Source organism: Chelatococcus sp. YT9, assembly GCF_018398315.1.
Lineage (GTDB): Bacteria > Pseudomonadota > Alphaproteobacteria > Rhizobiales > Beijerinckiaceae > Chelatococcus.
On sequence record NZ_JAHBRW010000001.1, the window covers coordinates 1,732,125 to 1,753,834 of the forward strand.

At 61.9% G+C, this 21,710-nt stretch carries 20 protein-coding genes; 12 read left to right on the top strand and 8 right to left on the bottom strand.

The window, feature by feature from the left end; genetic code table 11:
* Window positions 1–11: 11 nt before the first annotated feature.
* The 8 genes from KIO76_RS07740 (at window position 12) to KIO76_RS07775 (ending at window position 9,008) form a co-directional block, all read left to right on the top strand.
* The gene (locus tag KIO76_RS07740; protein ID WP_283771418.1) at window positions 12–1,253 is read left to right on the top strand and encodes a M20 family metallo-hydrolase; all 1,242 of its coding nucleotides are present in this window, start codon (window positions 12–14) and stop codon (window positions 1,251–1,253) included.
* Window positions 1,250–2,188 (top strand): type 2 periplasmic-binding domain-containing protein, encoded by a 939-nt coding sequence (locus KIO76_RS07745; RefSeq protein WP_213322366.1) that lies wholly within the window; start codon window positions 1,250–1,252, stop codon window positions 2,186–2,188. Before KIO76_RS07740 ends, KIO76_RS07745 begins: the two co-directional genes overlap by 4 nt.
* A gap of 110 nt (window positions 2,189–2,298) precedes the next feature.
* On the top strand, window positions 2,299–3,288 hold the full coding sequence (locus KIO76_RS07750; RefSeq protein WP_213322368.1) for an arginase family protein: 990 nt from the start codon (window positions 2,299–2,301) through the stop codon (window positions 3,286–3,288).
* A 180-nt stretch (window positions 3,289–3,468) separates the two neighbouring features.
* Window positions 3,469–4,410, top strand: a complete 942-nt coding sequence (locus KIO76_RS07755) for a polysaccharide deacetylase family protein (protein WP_213322370.1) — start codon at window positions 3,469–3,471, stop codon at window positions 4,408–4,410.
* Window positions 4,411–4,554: 144 nt separating this feature from the next.
* Entirely contained in the window at window positions 4,555–5,388 is an 834-nt protein-coding gene (locus KIO76_RS07760) for an ABC transporter substrate-binding protein (protein ID WP_283771419.1), read from the top strand.
* Between the two features lie 56 nt (window positions 5,389–5,444).
* Window positions 5,445–6,263, top strand: a complete 819-nt coding sequence (locus KIO76_RS07765) for an amino acid ABC transporter permease (RefSeq protein ID WP_502761878.1) — start codon at window positions 5,445–5,447, stop codon at window positions 6,261–6,263.
* Window positions 6,260–7,075 (top strand): amino acid ABC transporter ATP-binding protein, encoded by an 816-nt coding sequence (locus tag KIO76_RS07770; RefSeq protein WP_213322374.1) that lies wholly within the window; start codon window positions 6,260–6,262, stop codon window positions 7,073–7,075. Before KIO76_RS07765 ends, KIO76_RS07770 begins: the two co-directional genes overlap by 4 nt.
* A gap of 310 nt (window positions 7,076–7,385) precedes the next feature.
* Entirely contained in the window at window positions 7,386–9,008 is a 1,623-nt protein-coding gene (locus KIO76_RS07775) for a DUF1254 domain-containing protein (protein WP_249729532.1), read from the top strand.
* Between the two features lie 196 nt (window positions 9,009–9,204).
* Here KIO76_RS07775 and KIO76_RS07780 read toward each other — a convergent pair whose 3' ends face one another.
* The 8 genes from KIO76_RS07780 to KIO76_RS07815 form a co-directional block, all read right to left on the bottom strand.
* Window positions 9,205–10,563, bottom strand: coding sequence for an MFS transporter (locus KIO76_RS07780; RefSeq protein ID WP_249729533.1), 1,359 nt, complete (start codon window positions 10,561–10,563; stop codon window positions 9,205–9,207).
* Window positions 10,564–11,016: 453 nt separating this feature from the next.
* Entirely contained in the window at window positions 11,017–11,460 is a 444-nt protein-coding gene (locus KIO76_RS07785; protein WP_213322376.1) for an SRPBCC family protein, read from the bottom strand.
* Window positions 11,453–12,109 carry a TetR/AcrR family transcriptional regulator gene (locus KIO76_RS07790; RefSeq protein WP_213322378.1) on the bottom strand — a complete coding sequence of 219 codons (657 nt, stop codon included), beginning with the start codon at window positions 12,107–12,109 and terminating at the stop codon, window positions 11,453–11,455. The genes KIO76_RS07785 and KIO76_RS07790 overlap by 8 nt, the downstream gene beginning before the upstream one ends.
* Before the next feature lie 244 nt (window positions 12,110–12,353).
* Complete coding sequence (locus tag KIO76_RS07795) at window positions 12,354–13,139, bottom strand: cyclase family protein (RefSeq protein ID WP_502761879.1); 786 nt, start codon at window positions 13,137–13,139, stop codon at window positions 12,354–12,356.
* Window positions 13,140–13,175: 36 nt separating this feature from the next.
* Complete coding sequence (locus tag KIO76_RS07800; protein WP_213322382.1) at window positions 13,176–13,865, bottom strand: ABC transporter ATP-binding protein; 690 nt, start codon at window positions 13,863–13,865, stop codon at window positions 13,176–13,178.
* Window positions 13,858–15,615, bottom strand: a complete 1,758-nt coding sequence (locus tag KIO76_RS07805; protein WP_213322385.1) for a branched-chain amino acid ABC transporter ATP-binding protein/permease — start codon at window positions 15,613–15,615, stop codon at window positions 13,858–13,860. The genes KIO76_RS07800 and KIO76_RS07805 overlap by 8 nt, the downstream gene beginning before the upstream one ends.
* A complete protein-coding gene (locus KIO76_RS07810; protein ID WP_213322386.1) occupies window positions 15,612–16,481 on the bottom strand; it encodes a branched-chain amino acid ABC transporter permease in 870 nt (289 codons plus the stop codon). The genes KIO76_RS07805 and KIO76_RS07810 overlap by 4 nt, the downstream gene beginning before the upstream one ends.
* Before the next feature lie 79 nt (window positions 16,482–16,560).
* The gene (locus tag KIO76_RS07815) at window positions 16,561–17,673 is read right to left on the bottom strand and encodes an ABC transporter substrate-binding protein (protein WP_213322388.1); all 1,113 of its coding nucleotides are present in this window, start codon (window positions 17,671–17,673) and stop codon (window positions 16,561–16,563) included.
* A 106-nt stretch (window positions 17,674–17,779) separates the two neighbouring features.
* Here KIO76_RS07815 and KIO76_RS07820 point away from each other — a divergent pair, with 106 nt between their 5' ends.
* From KIO76_RS07820 to KIO76_RS07835, 4 genes are read left to right on the top strand one after another with little or no spacing between them, the layout of a single operon-like run.
* Window positions 17,780–18,436, top strand: coding sequence for a TetR/AcrR family transcriptional regulator (locus tag KIO76_RS07820; RefSeq protein ID WP_213322390.1), 657 nt, complete (start codon window positions 17,780–17,782; stop codon window positions 18,434–18,436).
* A 23-nt stretch (window positions 18,437–18,459) separates the two neighbouring features.
* Window positions 18,460–19,869 (top strand): amidohydrolase family protein, encoded by a 1,410-nt coding sequence (locus tag KIO76_RS07825; protein WP_213322391.1) that lies wholly within the window; start codon window positions 18,460–18,462, stop codon window positions 19,867–19,869.
* Window positions 19,866–20,894 (top strand): fumarylacetoacetate hydrolase family protein, encoded by a 1,029-nt coding sequence (locus tag KIO76_RS07830; protein ID WP_213322393.1) that lies wholly within the window; start codon window positions 19,866–19,868, stop codon window positions 20,892–20,894. Before KIO76_RS07825 ends, KIO76_RS07830 begins: the two co-directional genes overlap by 4 nt.
* Before the next feature lies 1 nt (window position 20,895).
* Window positions 20,896–21,708 carry an acetoacetate decarboxylase family protein gene (locus KIO76_RS07835; RefSeq protein WP_213322395.1) on the top strand — a complete coding sequence of 271 codons (813 nt, stop codon included), beginning with the start codon at window positions 20,896–20,898 and terminating at the stop codon, window positions 21,706–21,708.
* Window positions 21,709–21,710: the final 2 nt, after the last annotated feature.

The following is a 21,710-nucleotide window of genomic DNA, read 5'->3' on the forward strand; positions in this document are numbered from 1 at the left end:
TCATTCGCGCAATGTCGGATCAAGCACGCACGGTCGACCGCGTCAGAATATTGGGGCGGCTGGGGGAGATGTCCCGGATCGGGGCCCTGGAAAACGGCGGCGTCTGCCGCTTGGCGCTTTCGCCGGATGAGACCGAGGCGAAGGCGCGGCTTATCGGCTGGGCGCAGGCCTTGGGATGCGTCGCCTACATCGACGATATCGGCAACCTTTTCCTGCGGCTGGGAGGGGCCGATTCTGCCGAAGCGCCGGTGCTGGTTGGATCCCATCTCGATACTCAACCCGTCGGCGGCAATTTCGATGGCGTATTGGGCGTCATCGCCGCGCTCGAATGCCTGGAAATCATGGCGCGGCAGGATGAGCGGGCCTTCATGCCTGTCGAGATCGCGGTCTGGTGCAACGAAGAGGGGGCGCGGTTTAACCCGACGACGATGGGGTCCGCGGTCCATGTCGGGCATTTTCCGCTTGGCGAGGCGTTGGCTGTCACCGACGCCTCGGGGCAATCTGTCGAAGCGTCGCTTCGGCAGTCCACGGCCAGCCTTCGCGCGGCGGGTATCGGCCTGTCGCATCGCGACCTTGGGGCGGGATACAAGGCTTATGTGGAACTCCACATCGAGCAGGGACCGGTTCTTGAGAACGAGGGCGTTGGCATCGGCGTCGTCACCGACGTTCAGGGGCTGGTTCAGTACCGGATCGAGGTTTCGGGCGTGGCGGGCCATGCCGGCGCCGTTCCGATGGAAGGGCGGAAGGATGCTTTGACGCGCGCCCGCGCCTTGATGGCGGAACTCGATGCGGAACTGGGTGCCTTCGGGGGCCTGCGTTTTACGGTCGGCCGCATCAATGTGGCGCCCGGATCGATCAACACCATCCCGGCGAAGGCCGAATTCACGCTGGACGTGCGGCACCCCGACCCGCAGGTGCTGTCGCAAGTCAGCCGGCGGATCGAAGCCCTTTGCGCGCACGCACAGCTGACACGGCTCATCTATCAGGCGCCGATCCCGTTCGATGCGGGGATCGTCAGCACGATCGAACAGGTGGCGGAGCAATACGGGGTGAGTTCGCGCCGCATGGTTTCAGGTGCGACGCACGATGCCGCCCATGTCGCGGCACTCTGCCCGACCGGAATGATCTTCGTGCCTTGTCGTGGCGGGATCAGCCACAACGAGAACGAATATTGCGAACCCGACGATGTCGTCCAGGGCGCGCAGATACTCGCCGAAACGATTATGGCGCTGGCCGGGAGACAAGCTCAATGACGAGGCTCGTCGTAAGCCACTATATGCCGGTAGATCACGGCACGCATGTGGACTTTCTGGTCCCATGGACGCGCAGGATAGAAAAAGCGTGCCCATCCCTGAAATTCGAGATCCATTGCGAAGGTTCGGATTATGGGCTGCTGGAAAACCAGTACGACCAGGTCCTGTCCGGCGCCGTCGACATCGCGCATTCCCCCGCGTCTTTGCCCGCCGGCCGCTTTCCAATGACGAACCTGATGAACCTGCCGTTTCTCGTGGAAGCTTCGCAGCAGGCCAGCGATCGCCTGTGGGCTGCTCATGCGCCGTACCTGGAACGCGAGTTCAGCCCGCTCCATGTCCTTGCGCTCCATGCCGACAGCGGCGGCGTCCTGCATATGCGTGACACGCCGGTGAGGTCGCTGGAGGACCTTGCCGGCAAGCGCATCCGCACCCCCGCCGGCGCAATCGCACGGGCTATTGCGGACGTGGGGGCCGAGCCGGTCCACCTGTTGCCACCGGCCATAGGCAAAGCGGCGCGGGAAGGCGAGATCGACGGCGCCATCATGGCCTGGGATGTACTCGCCTATACCCAGACGAAAGACATCTTCCGCTATCACTATACGGACGTCTTCTATGTCTCACCGCTCTATTTGGTGATGAATGCGGAAAGTCGCGCAAGACTGACGGACGAGGAACGGCGCGCCCTGGATGAACACTCCGGCGCCGACCTGACCAAACGGTTCGGGGGATACTGGAAATCTTGGGCCGCGCCCGGACGATCGCTGGCGACCGGCGAAGGGCATGTTCTGGAGGCCCTTCCGGACGCAGTCCTGTTCAGCCTGCGCGAAGCGGCCGCGCTGCACACAAGGCGGCATGTCGAACGGCTGGTGGGGGAAGGGCTCTCCGACGCGGCGGGGGTAGTCGAGATCTTTTCAGGGCGAGGCAGGACCGTCTAACGCCCGGCACACAACGGAGAGAATCCTCAATGCCACATTACCCAACTTGGGACGAAACATTTCGAGGCAAGGTCTGGCGTACGACGCATTTTCCTCGCATCGAAGAAGACATGCCGACCTTTCTGGGCGTGCGGCATGCCTTGACTGAGGACGACATACAAGGCTCCGACGTCGTGATCATCGGGGCGCCTTTTGTCGCCGGCTGGGGCCAGAAATACAGCGGGGTCGACAAGACCGAGTGGATTTCCGCGACGCGTCGGGTGCGGCAGCAATCCATTCGCTACCGCTCCGGCTACATCCAGGATTTCGATCTCGACGTCTTCGAGCACCTCAAGGTCGTCGATTTCGGCGACGCCGAAATCCCTGTCGAGACGAGCTATGACGGGCGCGCGCAGAAGATCCTTGAGGCGCAGGAAGCCACGATGGTCAAAGTAAGGGCCGCGCTCAAGGCCGGGGCGGTGCCGATCGTCATCGGCCAGAATTCGCCCTGCGGCTCCTATGCGGTTGGCCGCCCTATCGCGGAGTCGGTCCAGGGCAAGGTCGGCATGGTCAGCTTGGACACGCACTGGGACGCCTGGCCGTATGACTGGGCAACCATGAGCGAGCACGTCGCAGGTTCGACGAACTGGAAGGACAAGCTCTATCGCGATTGCCCAAATTTCTCGATGGCCAATCTGGTCGAGATCGGCGAGCGGGGAATGCTCGAAGATCCGGCGACCATCCGGCGCTTCGTCGCTGCCGGCACGGACTTCATCCCGATGTGGCGGCTGCGCACCGAACTGGGCATCGAGGGAACAGTGAAGGCGCTCGACAGGGCATTCGACGGCACCGATGCCGTCTATGCGCATTTCGACATGGACGTGCTCGGCGGAGCGGGTCCAAGCGAGGGCGATATTCTCGGGGAGTTGGCCGAACCCATCGGCATGACCGACTACGAAGCCATCCGGCTCGGACACGAGGTCGGCCTGCGCGGATGCAATGGGCTTTCCTTCATCTGCATCCCTCCCGGCTCGGCCGTCACCTATCGGGTGATCGTCTATGTGATGATGTATTTCATGGCCGGTTTGGCAAAGCGGAAGATAGCTCGGGCTGCCAAGTGAGAGCGCGGAGGCCCTCCAGGTACCTGGCCGCCGACAGCAATGCGACGTCAGCACCGCAGTCCCGGACAACAGGAAACACGTTAGTCAAGTCGCTTGATAAATAGTAATGTATCTTGAATGAGCCCGTGACCGTGCTAGTATGTTCGATGTGCTGAACGGTCGAAATGATCGGAGTCTGACGTGTCGACAGATGTCCTGCTGGTTGTAAATGTGGACAGCGATCCTGATCCGGTCTCGACCTATCAGGAGGATGCAGACGTTCTCGCCAAGTATGCGCGTATGCGCGACATACTCGGCCGGCATGCCGGTGGGGCTGCGGCATGGACGATCCTGACAGGGCCGCTTTATCGGGATCGTTTCTACGAACCCCCGTATGTCGGGTTCTGGCGCGATCTGGTCCAGGACGGCGCCGACCTGGTGTTGCATCCGGAGGAGGATCTTTACGGCCCAGGTCCCGGCACGGGTCCGGAAACGTGCAGCTACTACCACACCGACCACATGCGTGAGGTCATCCTCTCTCGCGCGCAAAGGATGCGGGAGGCGGATCTGCCGCTTGCGGCATACCGGGGCGGTTATCATGGCTTCACCCCCGATATCGGGAAGATCGTCCAAGAGGCCGGCATCCGGATCGAGCTTTCCTGTGCGCCGGGCATCGTCTGGCCGCAAAAGGCGGCGGACTGGGGCGATGCGCCGCTGTCTGCCTACTATATGTCGGGTCGTCGGCAGGCAGACGTCGCCGCGGACGGCGAGGAGGCCCCACTCTTCGAAATTCCCTGGGCCTGGGACGGCGTAGCGCCGGGCACGTCGCGCCGCTTCGTGGTTGGCGAAAACTACATGATCAACGAGTTCTCCAATCTACAGGCGATGAAGCGCGTGTGGGACGCCGTAACGAAACGTGCGCGTGAACGCGGCGAGCAGCAGATCGTTTCGATGGTCTGCCACACCTACACGATGGGCCAGGCTGAGTACGAAGAACGTCTGACCTCGATCTTGGACTACGTACTGTCCAACCACGGGCGGATCGTCTCGCCGACATCCGCCAAGGCGATTTATGACCAGCACGTGTCCTCCAAAGCTGATGGAATGGACAGGTCATGTCGTCTGGCGGCGCAGAACCAATAGGGTTGTACCGGTTCTAATTGATCCTCGCGGCGGGGCTTGAGTGCCCTCGTTCGTGATCGACGGCCGCAACAAAACAAGACGAATACCCAGGGTCGGAAGGCTTCAGGGAACAACACGTCAACATAACATGAGGGGTAGTAAGCAATGAACTTGAAATCAATTGGAATCGCCGCATTCGGAAGCCTGTTCCTGTCCGCCGGGTTGGCGTGCGCAGGGGAAATTCCGAAGAGGATCGTCGATGCGGGGAAGTTCACGCTGACCATCAACGCGACATTCACGCCGATGGAATTCGTCGATCCTAAAACCAATACTTTCGTCGGTCTGGATATCGAACTGGTCGACGCGATCGCCAAGCGCCTGGGGCTGGGAGTGACGCGCACGGACGGGCTATTCAACCAGCTTATCCCGGCGCTCACTACCGGTCGAACGGACTTCATCCTGTCAGGTATGATCGACAATGAAGAACGGCGCAAATCATTTGATTTCGTCAACTACATGAGGGCGGGTGCCCAGTTCTTTGTGCTCACGAAGAGTGAGGTCAAGGATCCGGTCGAGCTTTGCGGAAAGGCTGTCGGAACGATCAGGTCCGCCGCCTATATGGACCTGCTTCAGGCATGGAACCAGAAACATTGCGTGGACGCCGGGCTGAAGGCGATGAATATCATCGGTGCCGAAAGCTCTCCGGATGTACGCTTGCAACTGAAGCAGGGTCGGATCGAGGCCGGTGTGCAGGGCGGCGAGAGCATTCCCTATACCAGCGCGCAAGAAGGCGGGATTTATCGGCTGATCGGCGAACCCCTGATCACTGCTTATTATGGCGCGGCCTTTCGCAAGGAAGATTCCGCGTTCCGCGACAAGTTCGCCGATACACTGCAGGAACTGATGGACGATGGGACCTATGGCGCCATCTTTGCGAAATGGGACCTGACATCGCATGCAATCCCGAAAGTCATGATCAACAGCGAGCCGCGTAAGTGATCGGCCAGCCAGATACAATCTCCGTCGGGGCAGCTGGCGCCTTGACGGAGAAGTCAATAAAAATATCGCAATTTCAGATCATCCAGCGCCCGAAGTTCGGGCGCTGGATCTCTGGAGCTCTGGTGCTAATCGCCCTCGCCCTGATCGGCTATTCTTTTGCCACCGGACAGATCGAATGGGAGTATTTTGGGACATTCATGACGGCACCGGCCATTCTCGCCGGTGTTGCGAACACCGTTTTGCTCGCCGTTCTTGCGATGGCCATCGGCGTGATCCTGGGCACGGTCGTAGCGGTCATGCGCGGTTCCGGCAATCCGGTGATGGAATGGACGGCGTCCGGGTACATCTGGCTATTTCGCGGCACGCCCGTGCTACTGCAGTTGATGCTCTGGTACAATCTCGCCTTGGTGTTCCCGAATTTCGGGATTCCCGGTGTCTGGTCGGTACGCATGATCGACGTCATGACACCATTCTGGGCTGCATTGATCGGTCTGGGGTTGAACCAGGGCTCCTATACCGCCGAAATCATCCGCGCGGGAATGCTGTCTGTCGACGCTGGCCAGTATGAGGCCGCGAAGACAATCGGCATGACCCGTCTAAAGGCACTGCGTCGTATTATACTCCCGCAGGCGATGCGCGTGGTCATTCCACCGCTCGGCAACGAATTCATCCTCATGGTGAAGACAACTTCGTTGGCCAGCGTGATTCAGTTCTCGGAGCTGCTCTACAGCGCCAGCTCGATATATTACGCCAATGCGCGTGTGGTTGAGCTACTGCTAGTGGCTGGTGCCTGGTATCTCGTGGTCGTCTCAGTCCTGACGTTGCTCCAGATACCGCTCGAACGTCACTTTTCGAAGGGGAGTGCGCCCCGATGACGGCTGAGTTCACTTCAGGCGACCGCGGCGAACCGGGAAAGGACGCGGTGAAGCCTCTTATTCGGATTTGCAACGTTACTAAGAAATTTAAGGATTTCGTCGCGCTCGACAATGTCTCGTTCGAGGTCTACCCGGGGGAGGTCGTTTGCCTGATCGGCGGTTCCGGTTCAGGCAAAACGACGCTCCTGCGCTGCATCAACCAGCTACACGACATCGACGACGGCGCCATCTGGCTGGATGATGAGCTTGTCGGCTATAAGCAGCAGGGCGATCGGCTCTATAAGCTGAGCGAGAAGCAGACCATCCGCCAGCGGTTAAAAAGCGGCATGGTCTTCCAGCGCTTCAACCTCTTTCCCCATATGACGGCGTTGCAGAATATCACCGAGGGTCCGATCCAGGTTCAGCACGTTCCGCGCCGCGAAGCCGAGGAGTCCGCGCAAAGATTGCTGGCACGGGTGGGCCTCGCCGACAAGGCCGGGCACTATCCAGCCGAGCTTTCGGGAGGGCAGCAGCAGCGGGTTGCGATTGCGCGAGCATTGGCAATGAACCCGCAAGTGATGTTGTTCGACGAGCCGACATCGGCGCTGGATCCGGAGCTCGTCGGCGAGGTTCTTGCCGTCATGCGCGAGCTGGCAAGTTCTGGCATGACGATGGTCGTCGTGACCCACGAACTGGGTTTTGCCAGGGAGGTTGCCAACCGGGTCGTGTTCATGGACCGGGGCACGATCGTCGAACACGGCAGGGCGACGGATGTTCTGGTGAACCCCATGGAGGCGCGCACCCGGGCCTTCATCTCCGCCGTTATCAATTAAAGTAACAACTGAAAATTCTTCACGGGTCAACGGTTGGGCGTCCTCGCGTCAGTGGGGTGCGGCAGCCATCGGAAGCAAGTGCTTCAAGGCGGATATCGCCGGGAAGCCACTGCGGCAGCTCTATCGATGCAGACGGGGCCGAGCGGGCGAACAGCCGCGCGGAGAGACAGAAAACCTCGGTATTGACGGCGAGGTCGCGGCGCCGAGCATCGGGATGAGTTGGATTGGCATAAAATGGATGGTTTCTGTTCGCGGCATTGCTAGGGTGGCTCGAAGCCTCGCGAAGGCCGGTTGCGACGAAGGTGAAACGATGAAACGTTGCTTGAAGTTGGCTGGCACCACACTGATGGCTGTCCTCGCCCTATCTTCGGGCGCAGCTGTAGCCGAGGTGGCGCCAGAGACGATCCGATCGCTTGGGGCACCCGATTCAGTGCAGACGCGCATCGGCACGTTGGAGTTCAAGGATGGCGCGCCCACGGCTGAAACCGCGAGCAAGGTTTATGATGCGCTTGATTTCACCCGCGCGCTCGACGTCTACAACAACAGCTTCCGCGGAGCTTCCGCTCTGGCGATTGTGAAGGGATTTGCAAACATCGGCGCCAAGCCCGGCGACGTCGCGATCTTCTCCGATCTGATGGACGCGAGTTCGCTGTTCCTGACAGCCAACGCCGACACGGTCTATTACTTGACCGCACTCGATCTGAGCAAAGGTCCGGTGGTCGTCGAACAGCCATCGGGGGCTGTCGGCACGATCAATGATATGTGGTTCTCCTGGATCATCGATATCGGCGCCCCTGGTCCGGATCGCGGGCTCGGTGGCAAATACCTGATCGTCGGTCCCGACTACACTGGCCCCCTGCCTGAGGGCGGCTACTTTGTCGCGCGTTCGAAGACGAACCTTGCCCTCTATGCTGCGCGGGCCTATCTTGTCGACAATGACCCCAAGCCGGCCGTCGAGAACGTCAAGCGCAATCTCAAGATCTATTCCTATCGTCCGGGCTCCTTCGGAACGAGCATCGCACAGGCGCTCGAGGGCACCGTGAGAATAGAAGGTGAACCACCGATCCCCGAGACGAAGTTCATCGAGATCAGCGGGCGATCGTTCAATACGATTCCTCCGAGCGACTATGGCTTCTTCGAATTGATCAACGAGAACGTCCAGAACGAGCCTGCCACGAGCTACGACATCGAGCTTGCTGGACAGCTGGCGGCAATCGGCATCGTGCATGGCAAGGCGTTTGCGCCCGACGAGCGGATGAAGAAGATTCTGTCGGAGGCCGCAGCCGTCGGCCAAGCAACAGGTCGTGCGCTCAACTGGCGCTATGCGATGAAACATCCCGACTGGGCTTATTACGACGGATCGCACTGGGGGAGCATGCTTTGGGAAGGCGGCGCGTTCTTCGAAACGCCACCGCCTCGCTTCGAGAAGGGCATGTTCATGCCGCTGCCGCCTACGGGCGCGCGCACGCTCGATTCGCGCACCGCCTTCTACTATGGCTATACGCTCGACTCGCCCGGCATGATCATGCGTATTCTGGGCGTAGGCTCGCAGTACCTGATGGGCTTTCTTGATGCGGAGGGGGCTCCCTTTGACGGCGCCAAGACCTACAAGGTGACGCTGCCCAAGGATATTCCGGCGGAGGCATTCTGGTCGTTCACGCTTTACGACAACCAGACACGCTCTATGCTGCAGACGCCGCAGAAATATCCACGCGCCGGCAGCCAGAGCTATCCATCGCCGGCGGCCGAAGCCGCCGCCGACGGCACCACGACGGTCTATTTCGCTCCGACGCAGCCAGCAGGCGTCGCGCGCGGCAACTGGATTCAAACCGACCCACAGAAGGGCTGGTTCACGATCTTGCGCCTGTACAGCCCGCTGCCGTCATTCTTCGACAAGACCTGGCGACCGAGCGAGGTCGAATTGGTGAGGTGACCCATATGTGCGGCGGTCGCCTTCTCCAAGCTTGACGCCCTTGAGAGGGCAGCAACAACGCTGACCGTCTTCAAAGGTGCGAGCACTGAGGGAGCACATATAACTTGTGCTGTTCAGCAATGTCCAAGTGGAGCAGGTCCGCGGAAGGCGGACTTGCTCTTTGGCCCGGTGCGGTTTTGCCACGTGCGGTAATACTCTACGACCCGAGGGATCGGGCGGTGCGCAGGTTGCCGCGGGGCCGCAGCATGGCACGTAGCACAAGAGTCAGTAGCCCGGCGGTGCAGGCCACTGCCGCGAGTAATTCGAAGCCGGCCGTGAACCGGTCGGTCGCTTGCTTGATGAAGCCAACCGCATAAGGGCCAACGAAGCCGCCGAGATTGCCGATGGAGTTGATCAGCGCAATACCTGCCGCGGCCGCCGTGCCCCGCAGGAACAGGGGTGGCACGGCCCAGAAGGGGCCGAGCGCCGCATAGATGCCGACTGAGGCACATGTCACGGCCGCGATGGCGAGGACAGGCGACGAGACATGCACGCTCGCCACTAATCCCAGCGCGCCGAGGAAGGCGGCTCCCGCCACATGGAGCATACGCTCACCCGTGTGATCACTGTGCCGGCCCCAGATCAGCATGGCGAGCGCGCTCAGCGCATAGGGCAGGATGAGGATTAATCCGACCTGGCGCGTACCATAGCCCATGGCATGGATGATCTGCGGCAACCATAAGCCGATGCCGTAGAGGCCCACGACCAGCCCGAAGTAAATGAGGCCGAGCATAAGCACGCGCGCGTCACCCAGTGCCGGCCACAGGTTATGGTGGGTCGCTGCAGGATAGCCTTCGCGGTCGGCGGCGAGCCGCGCCGCGATGATCCGCCTCTCCTCCACGTCGAGCCAGCGTGCGTCGACGGGGCCGTTCGGCAGGAGAAAGAGCACCACGAGGCCAAGCAGGACGGCGGGCAACCCCTCGATGATGAACAGCCACTGCCAACCGGCCAGCCCGAGAAGGCCGTGGGTCTCCATGATCAGTGCCGAGAGTGGGGAGCCCACTGCGCTGGCGATGGGCACGGCTGCCATGAACAACGCGATGTAGCGTGCACGCATGGCGAGCGGAAACCAATAGCCGAGATAAAGGATCATGCCGGGCAGAAAGCCGGCTTCCGCCGCGCCCAGCAAGAAACGCAGGATGAAGAAGGAGGTCGGCCCGGTCGCGAAGGCCGTCGCGGCGGAGATGAGACCCCAGGTGATCATGATGCGACAGATCCAAAACCGCGCCCCAACCTTTTCCAGGACGAGATTGGATGGGACCTCGAACAGGAAGTAGCCGATGAAGAAGATGCCGGCGCCCCAGCCATATACCTCGGGGGAAAAGCCGAGATCGACGTTCATGGTGAGCGCGGCGAAGCCAACGTTCACCCGATCAAGGAAGCTGACCAGATAAAGCAGCATCATGAATGGGATGAGCCGCCGCGCCGCCTTCGCGAACGCTCGTCGCTCCTGGGCGGTCAGGTCTGTCGTTGCTTCCATGATCCACCCGTCGCCCCATTTGGTTGCGACGTTCATGGCTCCGCCAAGCGGGGCCGTCAATGCTCCGCAACAGGCAAAGCCGTCGACCTGGATCCCGGTCAGGCCGAACCTGCCAGCTCGCGACATCGCCGCGTGAAGACCTGATCCGGGTGGGGACTTGAGCCAGTGCCTTTGAGCGCGACTGTCCCGAACGGATTCGTGACTAATCGTCCAGAACCAGCTTGTCGAATACCGATATTTGATTTCTTGAGGTATTAGCCGCTAACGAAATCAGGGCCGCGGCATATTCGGAGGCGGCATTGATATGCGCGCATGGGCGATCAACTTCGAAATCGTTCGCAATGCCATATGTCTCTGGCGGCAAAAATGCACGGTGGCCGGAATAAAAATGCGTCGCGTGAACCTGAATTCACACGACGCTGTAAAGGCGTCTGGCCGATCCAACTTACAAATACTTGTCGATGCTGCGAGAAGCAAGGGACGACAGGGCTATTGGTTGATCTCAGGCTCTACGAGTTTGGCGAGTTTCCGGAGAGATTCCTGCCAGCCGAGGTAACAGGCTTCCGCAGGAATGATGTCGGGGATGCCCTGCTGCTCGATACGCAGCTCAGTACCGACAGAAACGGCTTTAAGTGTTACGGTGACTTTCATTTCGCCGGGCAGGTTAGGATCGTCGAAGCGGTCCGTATAGACGAGCTTTTCTCCCGGAACGAGCTCGAGATAGGTACCACCGAAAGAATGACTCTCACCGGTGGTGAAGTTTCGGAACGACATCCGGTGCTTCCCGCCTTCCTTGGCGTCGAGCTCATGGACGGTGCAGAGGAAGCCAAAAGGCGGTAGCCAGCTTGCCACGGCATCGGGCTCTACGAACGCGCGATACACCTTCTCCGGCTTTGTAGCGATGACGCGATGAAATTGAACGGTGCTAGGCATGATACGTTCCTCTTGGTTCAGTTTCAGACAGGGGATGGTCGGGTTGCGGCCGGAACAGCAGCTCGAGGTAACGACGCAGATGGCTTATGCTTTCTGCAGCGACGCCCGCACCGCCTGTTGCCTTGGCCAGGATGAATGCGCCTTGCAGAACAGCCTGTGTGTGCAGGGCGAGCGATTTCGCGCTCCAGTCTGGTGACAGCCCTCGGCTGTCGATCGCCGCCTGGATGTCGGCCTCCAGGGTTGCGGCGTGGCCGGCTATGCTGCGCTCACAGGCCTCGCGAATGGAGGGAGTGCTTCCGTAGGCTTCCTGCACCATGGTTCCGACGAGGCAGGTGAATTCCGGTACGTCGCCCTGAAGGAGCTCCTTGCGGAAATCGACATAGCCCAGCACGCGATCCAGCGGATCGGCGTGATCATGGTAGGGCGCGGCAGCGAACAGAGATCCCGTGCTCTGCGACCAGTAGTCCGCAGCTGCGACGGCGAGCTCGTCCTTGCTCTTGAAGTGATGAAAGAAGGCTCCCTTCGTCACACCCGCGGCCGTGCAAAGCTCATCGACTGAGGTGGCTGAGTAGCCTTTGGCGCGGATGAGGATCAGGGCCGCGTCGAGCAGCTTTGATCTGGCGTCGGGTTTTCCGGTGGCGCGGGACATCAGTTTTCCTCTCGTGACAATCAAATACCAACCGGTTGGTATGTTGTCAATCGCGAAAATCGTGCGGGCTCACGATCGGCATCACGCGGGCGAGAGAGCCTTCTGATAGCTCTTGGCAGCTGGACGGGCGGGTTACTGGAAGAGTTTCGACGTGGCCTGTCGTCCTGTTCCCGCAACCGGGCCGCAGCGGATTAATTCTGCAGCCCCGCATCCCTTGCCTCCGGGTCTGGAGACGATGCGTCTTTCAGAGGATCGCGACGGCCCGCGTCCACCCGGCCGAAGCCTTGCGAATTTTGACGGGAAAGCAGGAGACAGTGAAGCCGGTCGGGGGGAGCACTTCCAGCTGGTGCAGCTTTTCGAGATGGCAGTAAAGGCGTTCGCGCCCTGCCTTATGCCCTTCCCAGACGAGGCCGTAGTCGCCGGTCTCCTCAACCTTTTCTCGGGTGAAGTTGAATGGAGCATCCCAGCTCCAGGCATCGGTGCCCGTTATCTTGATGCCCTGCCGGGCCAGGAACAGCGTCGCCTCGCGGCCGACACCGCAGCCGGCGGTAACATAGTCTTTACGCGAATAACGGGAGCCCGCGCGCGTGTTAATCAGGACGATATCGAGGGGCTGGAGCGTGTGGCCGATCCTGTCCAGCTCCGCCGTGACGTCGTCGACGGTCGCGACATAGCCATCAGGGAAGTGGCGGAAATCGAGTTTGACGCCGGGCTTGAAGCACCAGTCGAGAGGGATTTCATCGATGGTCGGGGAGGGCTCCCCACCTTCGACGAGGTCATGATTGGTCGTGGGGTGAAAGTGATAGGGCGCATCGAGATGCGTTCCATGATGGGTCGTCACCTCCAGCGTCTCAATCGCCCAGGCTGCGCCGTCCGGGAGATGATGCGCTTGCAAGCTCGGGAAGGACGTCCGCATGCGATCGATGGTCACGTCATGGCCGAGATAGGTGATCCGCGGGCGGGAAAAATCCGGATCGCTCACCACGTCGTTCTCAATGGGGATGGAGAGGTCAACGATACGCGCCATCAGCACAATGTCCGTGTTGTCATTCTGGGGATCGGGCCATCAAAGCCCGAGATAGGCGCGTCGGATCGCGGAATCCGCCGCAAGCTCCGCTGAGGCACCCGTTGTCGTGATATGGCCGGTTTCCAGCACATAGGCGCGGTCGGTGGCCGCAAGTGCCATCTCGGCGTTCTGTTCGGCGAGCAGCACCGTCATCCCCCGGGTCTTGAGCAGGCCGATGAGTTCGCGAATCTGGTCGACGATCAGAGGGGCAAGGCCGAGCGTGGGCTCATCGAGCATCAGGACTTTAGGCCGTGACATCAGGGCGCGTGCGATAGCGAGCATCTGTTGCTCGCCGCCGGACATGCTGCCGGCAAACTGGCTGCTGCGCTCGCGCAGGCGGGGGAACAGCTCCAGCATGTCCTCGCACAAGGCTGGAAAGTCACCGCCGATGAAACCCATCTCGAGGTTCTCGAGCACCGTCATCTGCGGAAAGACATGGCGGCCCTCGGGCGACAGTGCGACGCCGCTGGCGACGCGCACATGGCTCGCCTGTCCGCTGAGCTCCGTGCCATCGATGCGGATCGAACCCGAGGACGTCGCGAGGCCGAGAATCGCCTTGAGGATGGAGGATTTGCCGGCGCCGTTGGCACCGATGAGCGCGACCGCTTCACCACGGCCGGCTGCCAGCGAGATGTCGTCGACCGCCCTGACCTTGCCATAGGTGACACAAAGTCCGGAAAGCTCAAGCATTCCGCGCCTCCTCCGCCTTGTAGCCGCCGAGGTAGGCCTCGATGACAGTCTTGTCCGCCTGGATTTCGGCCGGCGTGCCCTGGGCGATCAGGCGGCCGCGATCGAGCACGATGATGCGGTCGCAGAGCGCCATCATCATGCGCAGGTTGTGGTCGACGAGAACGATCGTCAGGCCGCGCTGGCGCAGGCCACGAAGCAGGTCTGCAAGGCGGTTGGCCTCGGTGTGGTTGAGGCCGGCCGCAGGCTCGTCCAGCATCAGGAGGCGAGGCCGCGTGGCCAGAGAAACAGCGATGGCCAGCATCTTCTGCTCGCCATAGGGAAGCGATCCCGCTTCGGGCGAGGCACGCTCCGCCAAGCCGACGAGGGCCAGGCAGTCCCAGGCGCGCTGGATGCGCTTGGCTTCCCTTGAGCGCCAACCGGTGCCGCGGAGTACCGAACTCAGAAGGGATGCGGGCTCCGAACAACTTGTGGCTGCGAGCACGTTCTCGAAGACGGTCTGGTTGCCGCAAAGCGCAGCCTGCTGGAACGTCCGTGCCAGTCCATGCGCGACGAGGCTGCTCGGCGCTTCACCTGTTACCTTGCGCTCGCCATAGCGGACCTCACCTTCCGTTGGCGGGGTGAAACCGCTGATCAGCGAGAGGCAGGTCGTCTTGCCGGCACCGTTCGGGCCGATGATGCCCACGAGTTCGCCGGGCTCGATGCTCATGCGGACGTTGTCGACCGCAGTCAGCCCGCCGAACCGTTTGGTGAGATCCGTCACCGTGAGGCGCGGGGAGGGCTCGAAGGCGATCTCGCCGCCCTTGTCCGGCGCGCTGGGCGTGCGGAAGGGGGACGTCAGACGGAAGAGAGGCGCGAGCCCGCCCGGTTGGATGCGGATGACGGCCAGCAGGATCAGCGCGAAGATCGCGATCCGATATTCATCGACGAAACGCAGCGTCTCGGGAAGGGCCGCGAAGATGGCGCCGCCAAGAAGCGGGCCGATCAGCGTGCCCTTGCCGCCGAGAATGGCGATCAAGAGTCCTGTCGCCGAGAACATCGGATTGAACAGATCCGGTGTGAGGACGAGCGTGCGCGGAATGAACAGGACGCCGGCAAATCCCGCCAGCCCCCCGGAGAGTGCGATGGCGATGACGCGCTGGCGCACGGTGCGAATGCCGATGCTCTCGGCGAGATCATTGGATTCGCGGATGACTTTCCAGGAGCGGCCGGTGGGGCTGTTGAGCAGCCGGTGCACGATGAACACGGCGAGGCCAAGCCCGAGCAGCGTCGCCAGGAGGTAGTATTGGTGGAAGACGAGACCGAGTGACTCGATCGCCTCGACGCGCGGGCGCCGCACGATCAGGCCGAGCGGCCCGCGCGTGAGATCGACCCAGTTGGAGACGACGAGGCGCAGGATTTCGGCCGTCGTCAATGTGGCGATCGCGAAATAGGCGCCGCCCAGCCGCACTGAGGCGAACCCGACCAGCGCGCCGAGGAGTGCGGCCGGGATCGGCGCGAACAACAGGGTCACCCAGTAGTTGATGCCGAAATTGATGATCACCAACCCGGCGACATAGGCGCTGAGCCCGAAGAAGGCGGCGTGGCCGAAGGAAATCAGGCCGAGATAACCCACCGTGAGGTTGATCGACAGGCCGAAGATCGCAAGGACCGCGGCATAGGCCAGGAGGCCGCTGTAATAGCTTTGCCCGGCGAGCAGGAAGGGTGCCGCTACCGCGAGGGCGATGGCCAGGATGATCAGGAGACGTCTCATCGGGCACGCCCCGCGAAAAGGCCATGCGGCCGGATGAGAAGGCACATCAGAAGCAGAGCGTAGATGATGGCGGTGCCCATTTCCTGTGGCATGAAGGCGCTGGCCAGGGCTTCGAGCAGGCCGAGAAGCAGCCCGCAGACGACCGCGCCCGTCGCATTCCCCATGCCGCCGATGACGACGACCACGAAGGCGGTGATGATGGCGTGCTGGCCCATGGATGGCGTGAAGAGGCTGACTGGCGCGATGAGGGCTCCGGCCGCCGCCGCTATGCCGGCCGCTCCGAGGAAGGTCAGCGTGCGGATGCGCGCGACATCGATGCCGACGACCTGCGCGGCGAATTCGCTCTGGGCGACGGCCCTGATGCGGCGCCCGACGAGCGTACGACGCAGGACATATTCTATGGCGAGCAGGATGACGATGCCCGCAGCCAGCACAAGCAGCCGGTGGTTGGTGATGACGATCGAACCCAGCGATATGGTCCCCTCCAGTCCCTCGACGCGCGACGGATTGGGCCCCCAAGTGGACAGGACCGACTGATGGAGCAGCAGGCTGACCGCGAACGTGCTGAGCAGCACCGTGGATGGCCCATCCTTTGTCGGCAGGACTGGCCGCACCGCGATCAGGTCAACGAGGGCCGCGATGATAATGACGGCAACGACGGCCAGGATGAGCGCGAAACCGTACGGCAGACCGAGCATCGTGGTCGCGACGACGGCCATGAGGCCGCCCAGCATGTAAAGCTCGCCGTGCGAGAAATTGATGACGTGGAGCACGCCGAAAATCATGGTCAGGCCGAGCGCCACGAGGGCATAGGCCATGCCCTGGGTCAGCCCGTTCACGCCTTGCTGAAGGAGAAGTTCAAGCATCGCATTGTTCCGGCATGCAGCCGCGGGAGGGCGCGCGTGACGCGCAACCTCCCGATGGCGTTTGGACCTGTCGAGGCGGCTATCGGTCGACTACGATCTCGCCAGACTTGACGGACAAACGGAGCAACTCACCGCTGGAAGCCTGGCCGTCCTTGTCGAAGGTGACTTCGCCACGGGGCGTTTCCCATTTGCCTTCATGGATGGTCTTGGCGATCTTGGCGGTGTCGTCGGCGGTCCCCGCCTTATCCATCGCCTTGGCGGCAATCCAGACGGTTTCAAAGCCGAGAACTTCGATCTTCTCGGGCTTGCGACCGAATTTCTTCTGGAAAGCTTCGACGAAACGCTTGTTGAAAGCATTGTCGATCGCCGGGACGTAGATGTCCGCGCTGAAGGCCTGCTCTGCGGCTGCGCCGGCGATCTTTACGCCTTCGGAATTGAGGATGCCTGGCATCAGGCAGCGGTTGCCCTTGAATCCGAGGTCGGAGAGGACGCGCAGGATATTGCCGTACTGCTCCATGTTGGAGCCGACGATGCAGATCGTGTCCGCGCCGGATGCGCGCGCGTTCGTGGACATCGCCGCGAAATCATTCTGCTGCATGCCGAACGTGTCGGAATACACCAGCTTGTTGCCGAACAATTCCTTCATATGTTTGATCGTGACCTGGCCGAAGTCGCTGTTCTCCGCGAGAATAGCGACCTTCTCTGGCTTGATCGTCTCCACAAGAAACGCATCAAACGACTTCGCGTCTTGCGCTGTCGTCGTATTCATCCGGAAAACCTTGTCGTATCCGGATTTCGTGACGTCCGGATGCTTCGGCACAGCCGCGATGAAAATGGCGTCCTCGCCCTCGACCACCGGAATGGCCGCCAGCGCCACGCTGCTGGAGATCTCGCCGGCAATCACCTTCACACCGTCCTGCGTGAGCAGGCGCTGAATCGCCGCGACCCCCTCGGGTGGCGAGAAGTTGGTGTCGTATGTAACAAGCTCGATCTTGCGACCGCCAAGAATGCCGCCATCCTGGTTGAGCATCTCGGCCGCAAGCTGGGCGCCCTCGACATTCTGCTTGCCGATGAGAGTCTTGATCGGATTGATCAAGCCGAGCTTGACCGGTTCAGATGCATTTGCCTGGCCAGTCACGGCAAGGATGGCGCCGAAGCTGAGCGCAACCAAGTGGCGCTTAAGAATTATCATGACATTTCCTCCCTATATGCGCGGCACACAATCCAACTTTCGCGCTTGTGTCAAGCGCTTGCTTTAATCAGTTGACTGCATTACACGAGGGTGTGGAGGAAATCGCATGAGGCATGTTCAGGATGTCGCATCAGACACGCGCGAGCGGTTGATGGACGTCGCGGAGCGTCTATTTGCTGAGCGTGGCTACAGCAACGTGCCGACAAGGATGATCGCAGAAGAGGCGAGCGCCAATACCGCAGCCGTTCACTATCATTTCGGCTCGAAGGAGCGTCTGCTAGAGGCCGTTTTCCATCGCCGCCTTGAGCCGATGAACAGGGAGCGGATCGCCAAGATAAAGGAAGCGATGGCAGCATCCGTCGACAGTCGTCCGGATGTCGAGGTGGTGCTGCGCGCGTTCATCGAGCCGACCCTGCGCAAACCTCGGGACGATGGCGAGCGCGCGTTTCGCCTTTTGTCCGGCCGCGCATCCACGGATCCCAACCCCGAGGTCAAGCGGATCCTGTTTCAGGCCTATGATGAAGTGGCCCGGTCTTTCGCCGATGCCATCTCCAAGGCCTGCCCGGAGCTGTCGGCCGAGGAGCTGTTCTGGCGGGTCGCCTGCGTTTACGGGGCGATGCTTTACATCCGTGCCGACAACGGCCGCCTGCAGCCCGTCTTCGGCGAGGAATTCAGCCTCGCCGATCCCGAAGGTGCGCTGCGCTACGCCATCGCCTTCATGAAGGCAGGCATGCAGGCCGCCCCCGCCGGCCCTGTCGACTGACGTTCAAACTGGAGAGATCAACGGTGCCCACAAAGATCTTGCTCAAAGGCGGGCAGGTGATCGGCGGTCCGCGCGAGCCGGCGGACCTGCTGATCGAAGGCGATATCATCGCCGCCATCGGTCCGTCGATCGAAGCTGCCGACGCTGAGATCATCGACGTGAGCGGCATGATCGTCGCGCCGGGCTTTGTCGATACGCACCGGCATATCTGGCAGACCTCGATCCGTGGCGTCGCGGCCGACTGGAGCCTTGTGGAATACATCCGCTTCATCCGGCTCGGCTATGCCACCGCTTACCGGCCGGAGGATGTCTGGATCAGCACCTACGCGGGCGCGCTCGAAGCCCTTGACGCCGGCATCACCACCATCTGCGATTTCTGCCATATCATGCGCACGCCCGAGCATGCCGATGCCGGCATCGACGGGCTGGACCGCTCCGGAATACGAGGCCAGTTCTACTACGGCTTCTATGACGTACCGTCCGAGCCGCGCAGTTTCGCCGATCACGACGCTCGTGTGCGGCATGCGCGCCACTTCTTCGATGCACGTTTCCGCACGCGTCCTGCGAGTTCGCTCGTGACGATGGGTGTCGCGCTGACCGAGTTCAACCTCATACCGGTCGCCCATACCGCCGACGAGATCACCGTCGCGCGTGACTTCGATATCCCGATGACCATGCATATGGGCACGCTCTCCACGCCCGACAGCGTCGCACGCCTGGCGCAAGCCGGCCTGCTCGGCCCTCGCATGCTCCATGTTCATTGCAACGCGTCGAGCGATGATGAGCTGAAGGCGATCGCCGACAGTGGCGGGGCGCTCAGCGTCACGCCGGAGACGGAGCTGCAGATGGGCATGGGCATTCCCGTCATCAACCGCGCCCTGGCGGTGGGGCTGCGTCCCACGCTCGGGATCGATATCGTTTCCGATTATTCCGGCGACATGTTCGCCCAGATGCGCATCGCACTCCAGACGGCCCGCGCGGTCGACAATCAGAAGATCCTGGATGCCGGTCGGATGCCGCCCGAGATCGATCTGAAGGTCGCGGACGCCTACGATTTCGCCACGATCGATGGTGCCAGGGCAATCGGGCTCGATGCGCAAGTAGGCTCGCTCGCGGTCGGAAAACAGGCTGATATCATCACGGTTCGGCAGGATGGCATTCATCATGCGCCGCGCACACCTGACCCTGTCGCCGCCCTCGTTCTCCAGGTGCGGCCGTCCGATATCGACAGCGTCTTTGTCGCCGGAGAGGCGCGCAAGCGCGATGGCCGCCTCGTCGGCGTCGATGTCGAGGCGGTGAGGGCCCGCGCGCAGGCTTCGTCGGACCATCTGGCTGCCGCTTTCGCCGAGGCCATGCAAAAGACCGGGCAGACGGCCACCCGCGCAACCTATGGCTCGGAACTCGCGCGCGCCACGGGAGGGCATGTATCATGAAACTCGCCAGTCTCGCGGACGGGCGTGACGGCCGCCTGGTCGTCGTTTCTCCGGATCTCAGCCGCGCGGCGGACGCTGGCGCCATAGCGCCGACCCTGCAGGCGGCGCTGGATCATTGGGCCGACGCGGCACCACGGCTACAAGAACTCTCCGAGCGGTTGGCGAACGGAACGGAAGCCGGCTTTGCTTTCGACACGGCGGCCTGTGCGTCGCCGCTGCCGCGCGCCTTCCAATGGGCCGACGGCTCGGCTTATGTGAACCATGTCGACCTCGTGCGCCGCGCGCGCGGCGCGGAACTCCCGGCCTCTTTCTGGGTCGATCCGCTGATGTACCAGGGCGGCTCCGACGCATTCCTCGGGCCGCGCGAGCCAATCACCTTGCCGGATCCCGCATGGGGCGTGGACTTCGAGGGCGAGATCGCCGTCATCATCGACGATCTGCCGCTCGGCGCCGGCCGAGTAGAAGCGCTCGACGCGATCCGGCTTGTGATGCTGTGCAATGACGTTTCGCTCCGCAATCTCATCCCGGGCGAACTGGCGAAGGGCTTCGGGTTTTTCCATTCCAAGCCCGCCTCCGCCTTCTCGCCGGTGGCCGTCACCCCTGAGGCGCTGGGTCCGGCATGGAAAGATGGCCGGCTCAACCTGCCGCTCCATAGCTGGCTCAACGGTGTCGATTTCGGCAAGCCGAACGCGGGTCAAGACATGACATTTGACTTTGGCACGCTGGTCGCCCATGCGGCGCGCTCCCGCCGGCTTTCGGCGGGAACCATCATCGGGTCGGGCACGGTCTCAAACCGTGGCGAGGATGGCGGCCCGGGCCGCCGCGTGGATGAGGGCGGCGTCGGCTATTCCTGCATTGCCGAACTCCGTATGATCGAGACGATCCAGACGGGAAAGCCCGTAACCCCCTTCATGCAGCCCGGCGACCGTGTCCGTATCGAGATGTTCGACGGCGAGGGAAGGTCGATCTTCGGTGCCATCGACCAGCGCTTTCTCCCCACCGACCCTGCAGTGAAGGCGGCGTAGCATGACGGCCGGTTTGGTCTATCGCATGCCCTATGGCTTCGGTCCGAGTGCCGGACCGCGCCAGGGGCCGGATGGTCGCCCATTCGATTGGACGCATGCGCCCCGCAAGCGCTCTGTCGCCGTGAGCTATCTCACGGATGCGGCGCTTCTCCGCAATTTGCTCCCCCCCGGTTTTTCGCTCGCCGATGAGCCCGTGGTGACAGTCGAGCTGCAGTATTTCACGGAATTGGAATGGCTCGCCGGCCGCGGCTACAACACACTTGGCGTCAAGTTTCCCGCGACCTTTAGGGGGGCTGTCGATGAAGTCACCGGGATGTTTCTCGCGGTCTTGTGGGAAAACCTGCCGGATCCGATCCTGACTGGCCGTGATGAACTTGGGTTTGCCAAGCTTTATGCTGATATACCGGATCCGCGCATTTTCCGGGGGCGTGAATACCACGGCGCCATGTGGTTCGGCCATCGCTTCATCGACATAGAGCTTGATGCGATCGAGGAAGCGCCGCCCGCCTCGCCGTCAGGCCCGGCGGCCGGCGGCACGTTGCACTACAAGTATGTGCCCGCGACGGGACAGTGGGGCGAGGCCGACGTCGCCTATGCCTGCCACACGCCGCCCGGTGCAAGCCAGCAACGCACTATCGCGGCCTTCCGTGCCGAGGGCACGGTGACTATCCACGACACGCACTGGGCTGACATGCCAACGCAGTTCCACATCGTTCGCGCGCTTGCCGCCCTGCCCATGATCGAGGCGCGGGGCGCCGTGATCATCGAGACTCGTGGCGGCAAGGATCTGTCTGACCAGCGCCGCCTGACCTGAGG

What these genes read in the sequence shown, in the direction of transcription:
- KIO76_RS07790 (WP_213322378.1), bottom strand. Translation starts at nt 12,109, where the DNA reads ATGTCCCGCGCCACCGGAAAACCCGACGCCAGATCAAAGCTGCTCGAC.
- KIO76_RS07750 (WP_213322368.1), top strand. Translation starts at nt 2,299, where the DNA reads ATGCCGACCTTTCTGGGCGTGCGGCATGCCTTGACTGAGGACGACATA.
- KIO76_RS07775 (WP_249729532.1), top strand. Translation starts at nt 7,386, where the DNA reads ATGAAACGTTGCTTGAAGTTGGCTGGCACCACACTGATGGCTGTCCTC.
- KIO76_RS07740 (WP_283771418.1), top strand. Translation starts at nt 12, where the DNA reads ATGTCGGATCAAGCACGCACGGTCGACCGCGTCAGAATATTGGGGCGG.
- KIO76_RS07820 (WP_213322390.1), top strand. Translation starts at nt 17,780, where the DNA reads ATGAGGCATGTTCAGGATGTCGCATCAGACACGCGCGAGCGGTTGATG.
- KIO76_RS07780 (WP_249729533.1), bottom strand. Translation starts at nt 10,563, where the DNA reads ATGAACGTCGCAACCAAATGGGGCGACGGGTGGATCATGGAAGCAACG.
- KIO76_RS07830 (WP_213322393.1), top strand. Translation starts at nt 19,866, where the DNA reads ATGAAACTCGCCAGTCTCGCGGACGGGCGTGACGGCCGCCTGGTCGTC.
- KIO76_RS07800 (WP_213322382.1), bottom strand. Translation starts at nt 13,865, where the DNA reads ATGCTTGAGCTTTCCGGACTTTGTGTCACCTATGGCAAGGTCAGGGCG.
- KIO76_RS07745 (WP_213322366.1), top strand. Translation starts at nt 1,250, where the DNA reads ATGACGAGGCTCGTCGTAAGCCACTATATGCCGGTAGATCACGGCACG.
- KIO76_RS07805 (WP_213322385.1), bottom strand. Translation starts at nt 15,615, where the DNA reads ATGAGACGTCTCCTGATCATCCTGGCCATCGCCCTCGCGGTAGCGGCA.
- KIO76_RS07810 (WP_213322386.1), bottom strand. Translation starts at nt 16,481, where the DNA reads ATGCTTGAACTTCTCCTTCAGCAAGGCGTGAACGGGCTGACCCAGGGC.
- KIO76_RS07770 (WP_213322374.1), top strand. Translation starts at nt 6,260, where the DNA reads ATGACGGCTGAGTTCACTTCAGGCGACCGCGGCGAACCGGGAAAGGAC.
- KIO76_RS07760 (WP_283771419.1), top strand. Translation starts at nt 4,555, where the DNA reads ATGAACTTGAAATCAATTGGAATCGCCGCATTCGGAAGCCTGTTCCTG.
- KIO76_RS07835 (WP_213322395.1), top strand. Translation starts at nt 20,896, where the DNA reads ATGACGGCCGGTTTGGTCTATCGCATGCCCTATGGCTTCGGTCCGAGT.
- KIO76_RS07785 (WP_213322376.1), bottom strand. Translation starts at nt 11,460, where the DNA reads ATGCCTAGCACCGTTCAATTTCATCGCGTCATCGCTACAAAGCCGGAG.
- KIO76_RS07815 (WP_213322388.1), bottom strand. Translation starts at nt 17,673, where the DNA reads ATGATAATTCTTAAGCGCCACTTGGTTGCGCTCAGCTTCGGCGCCATC.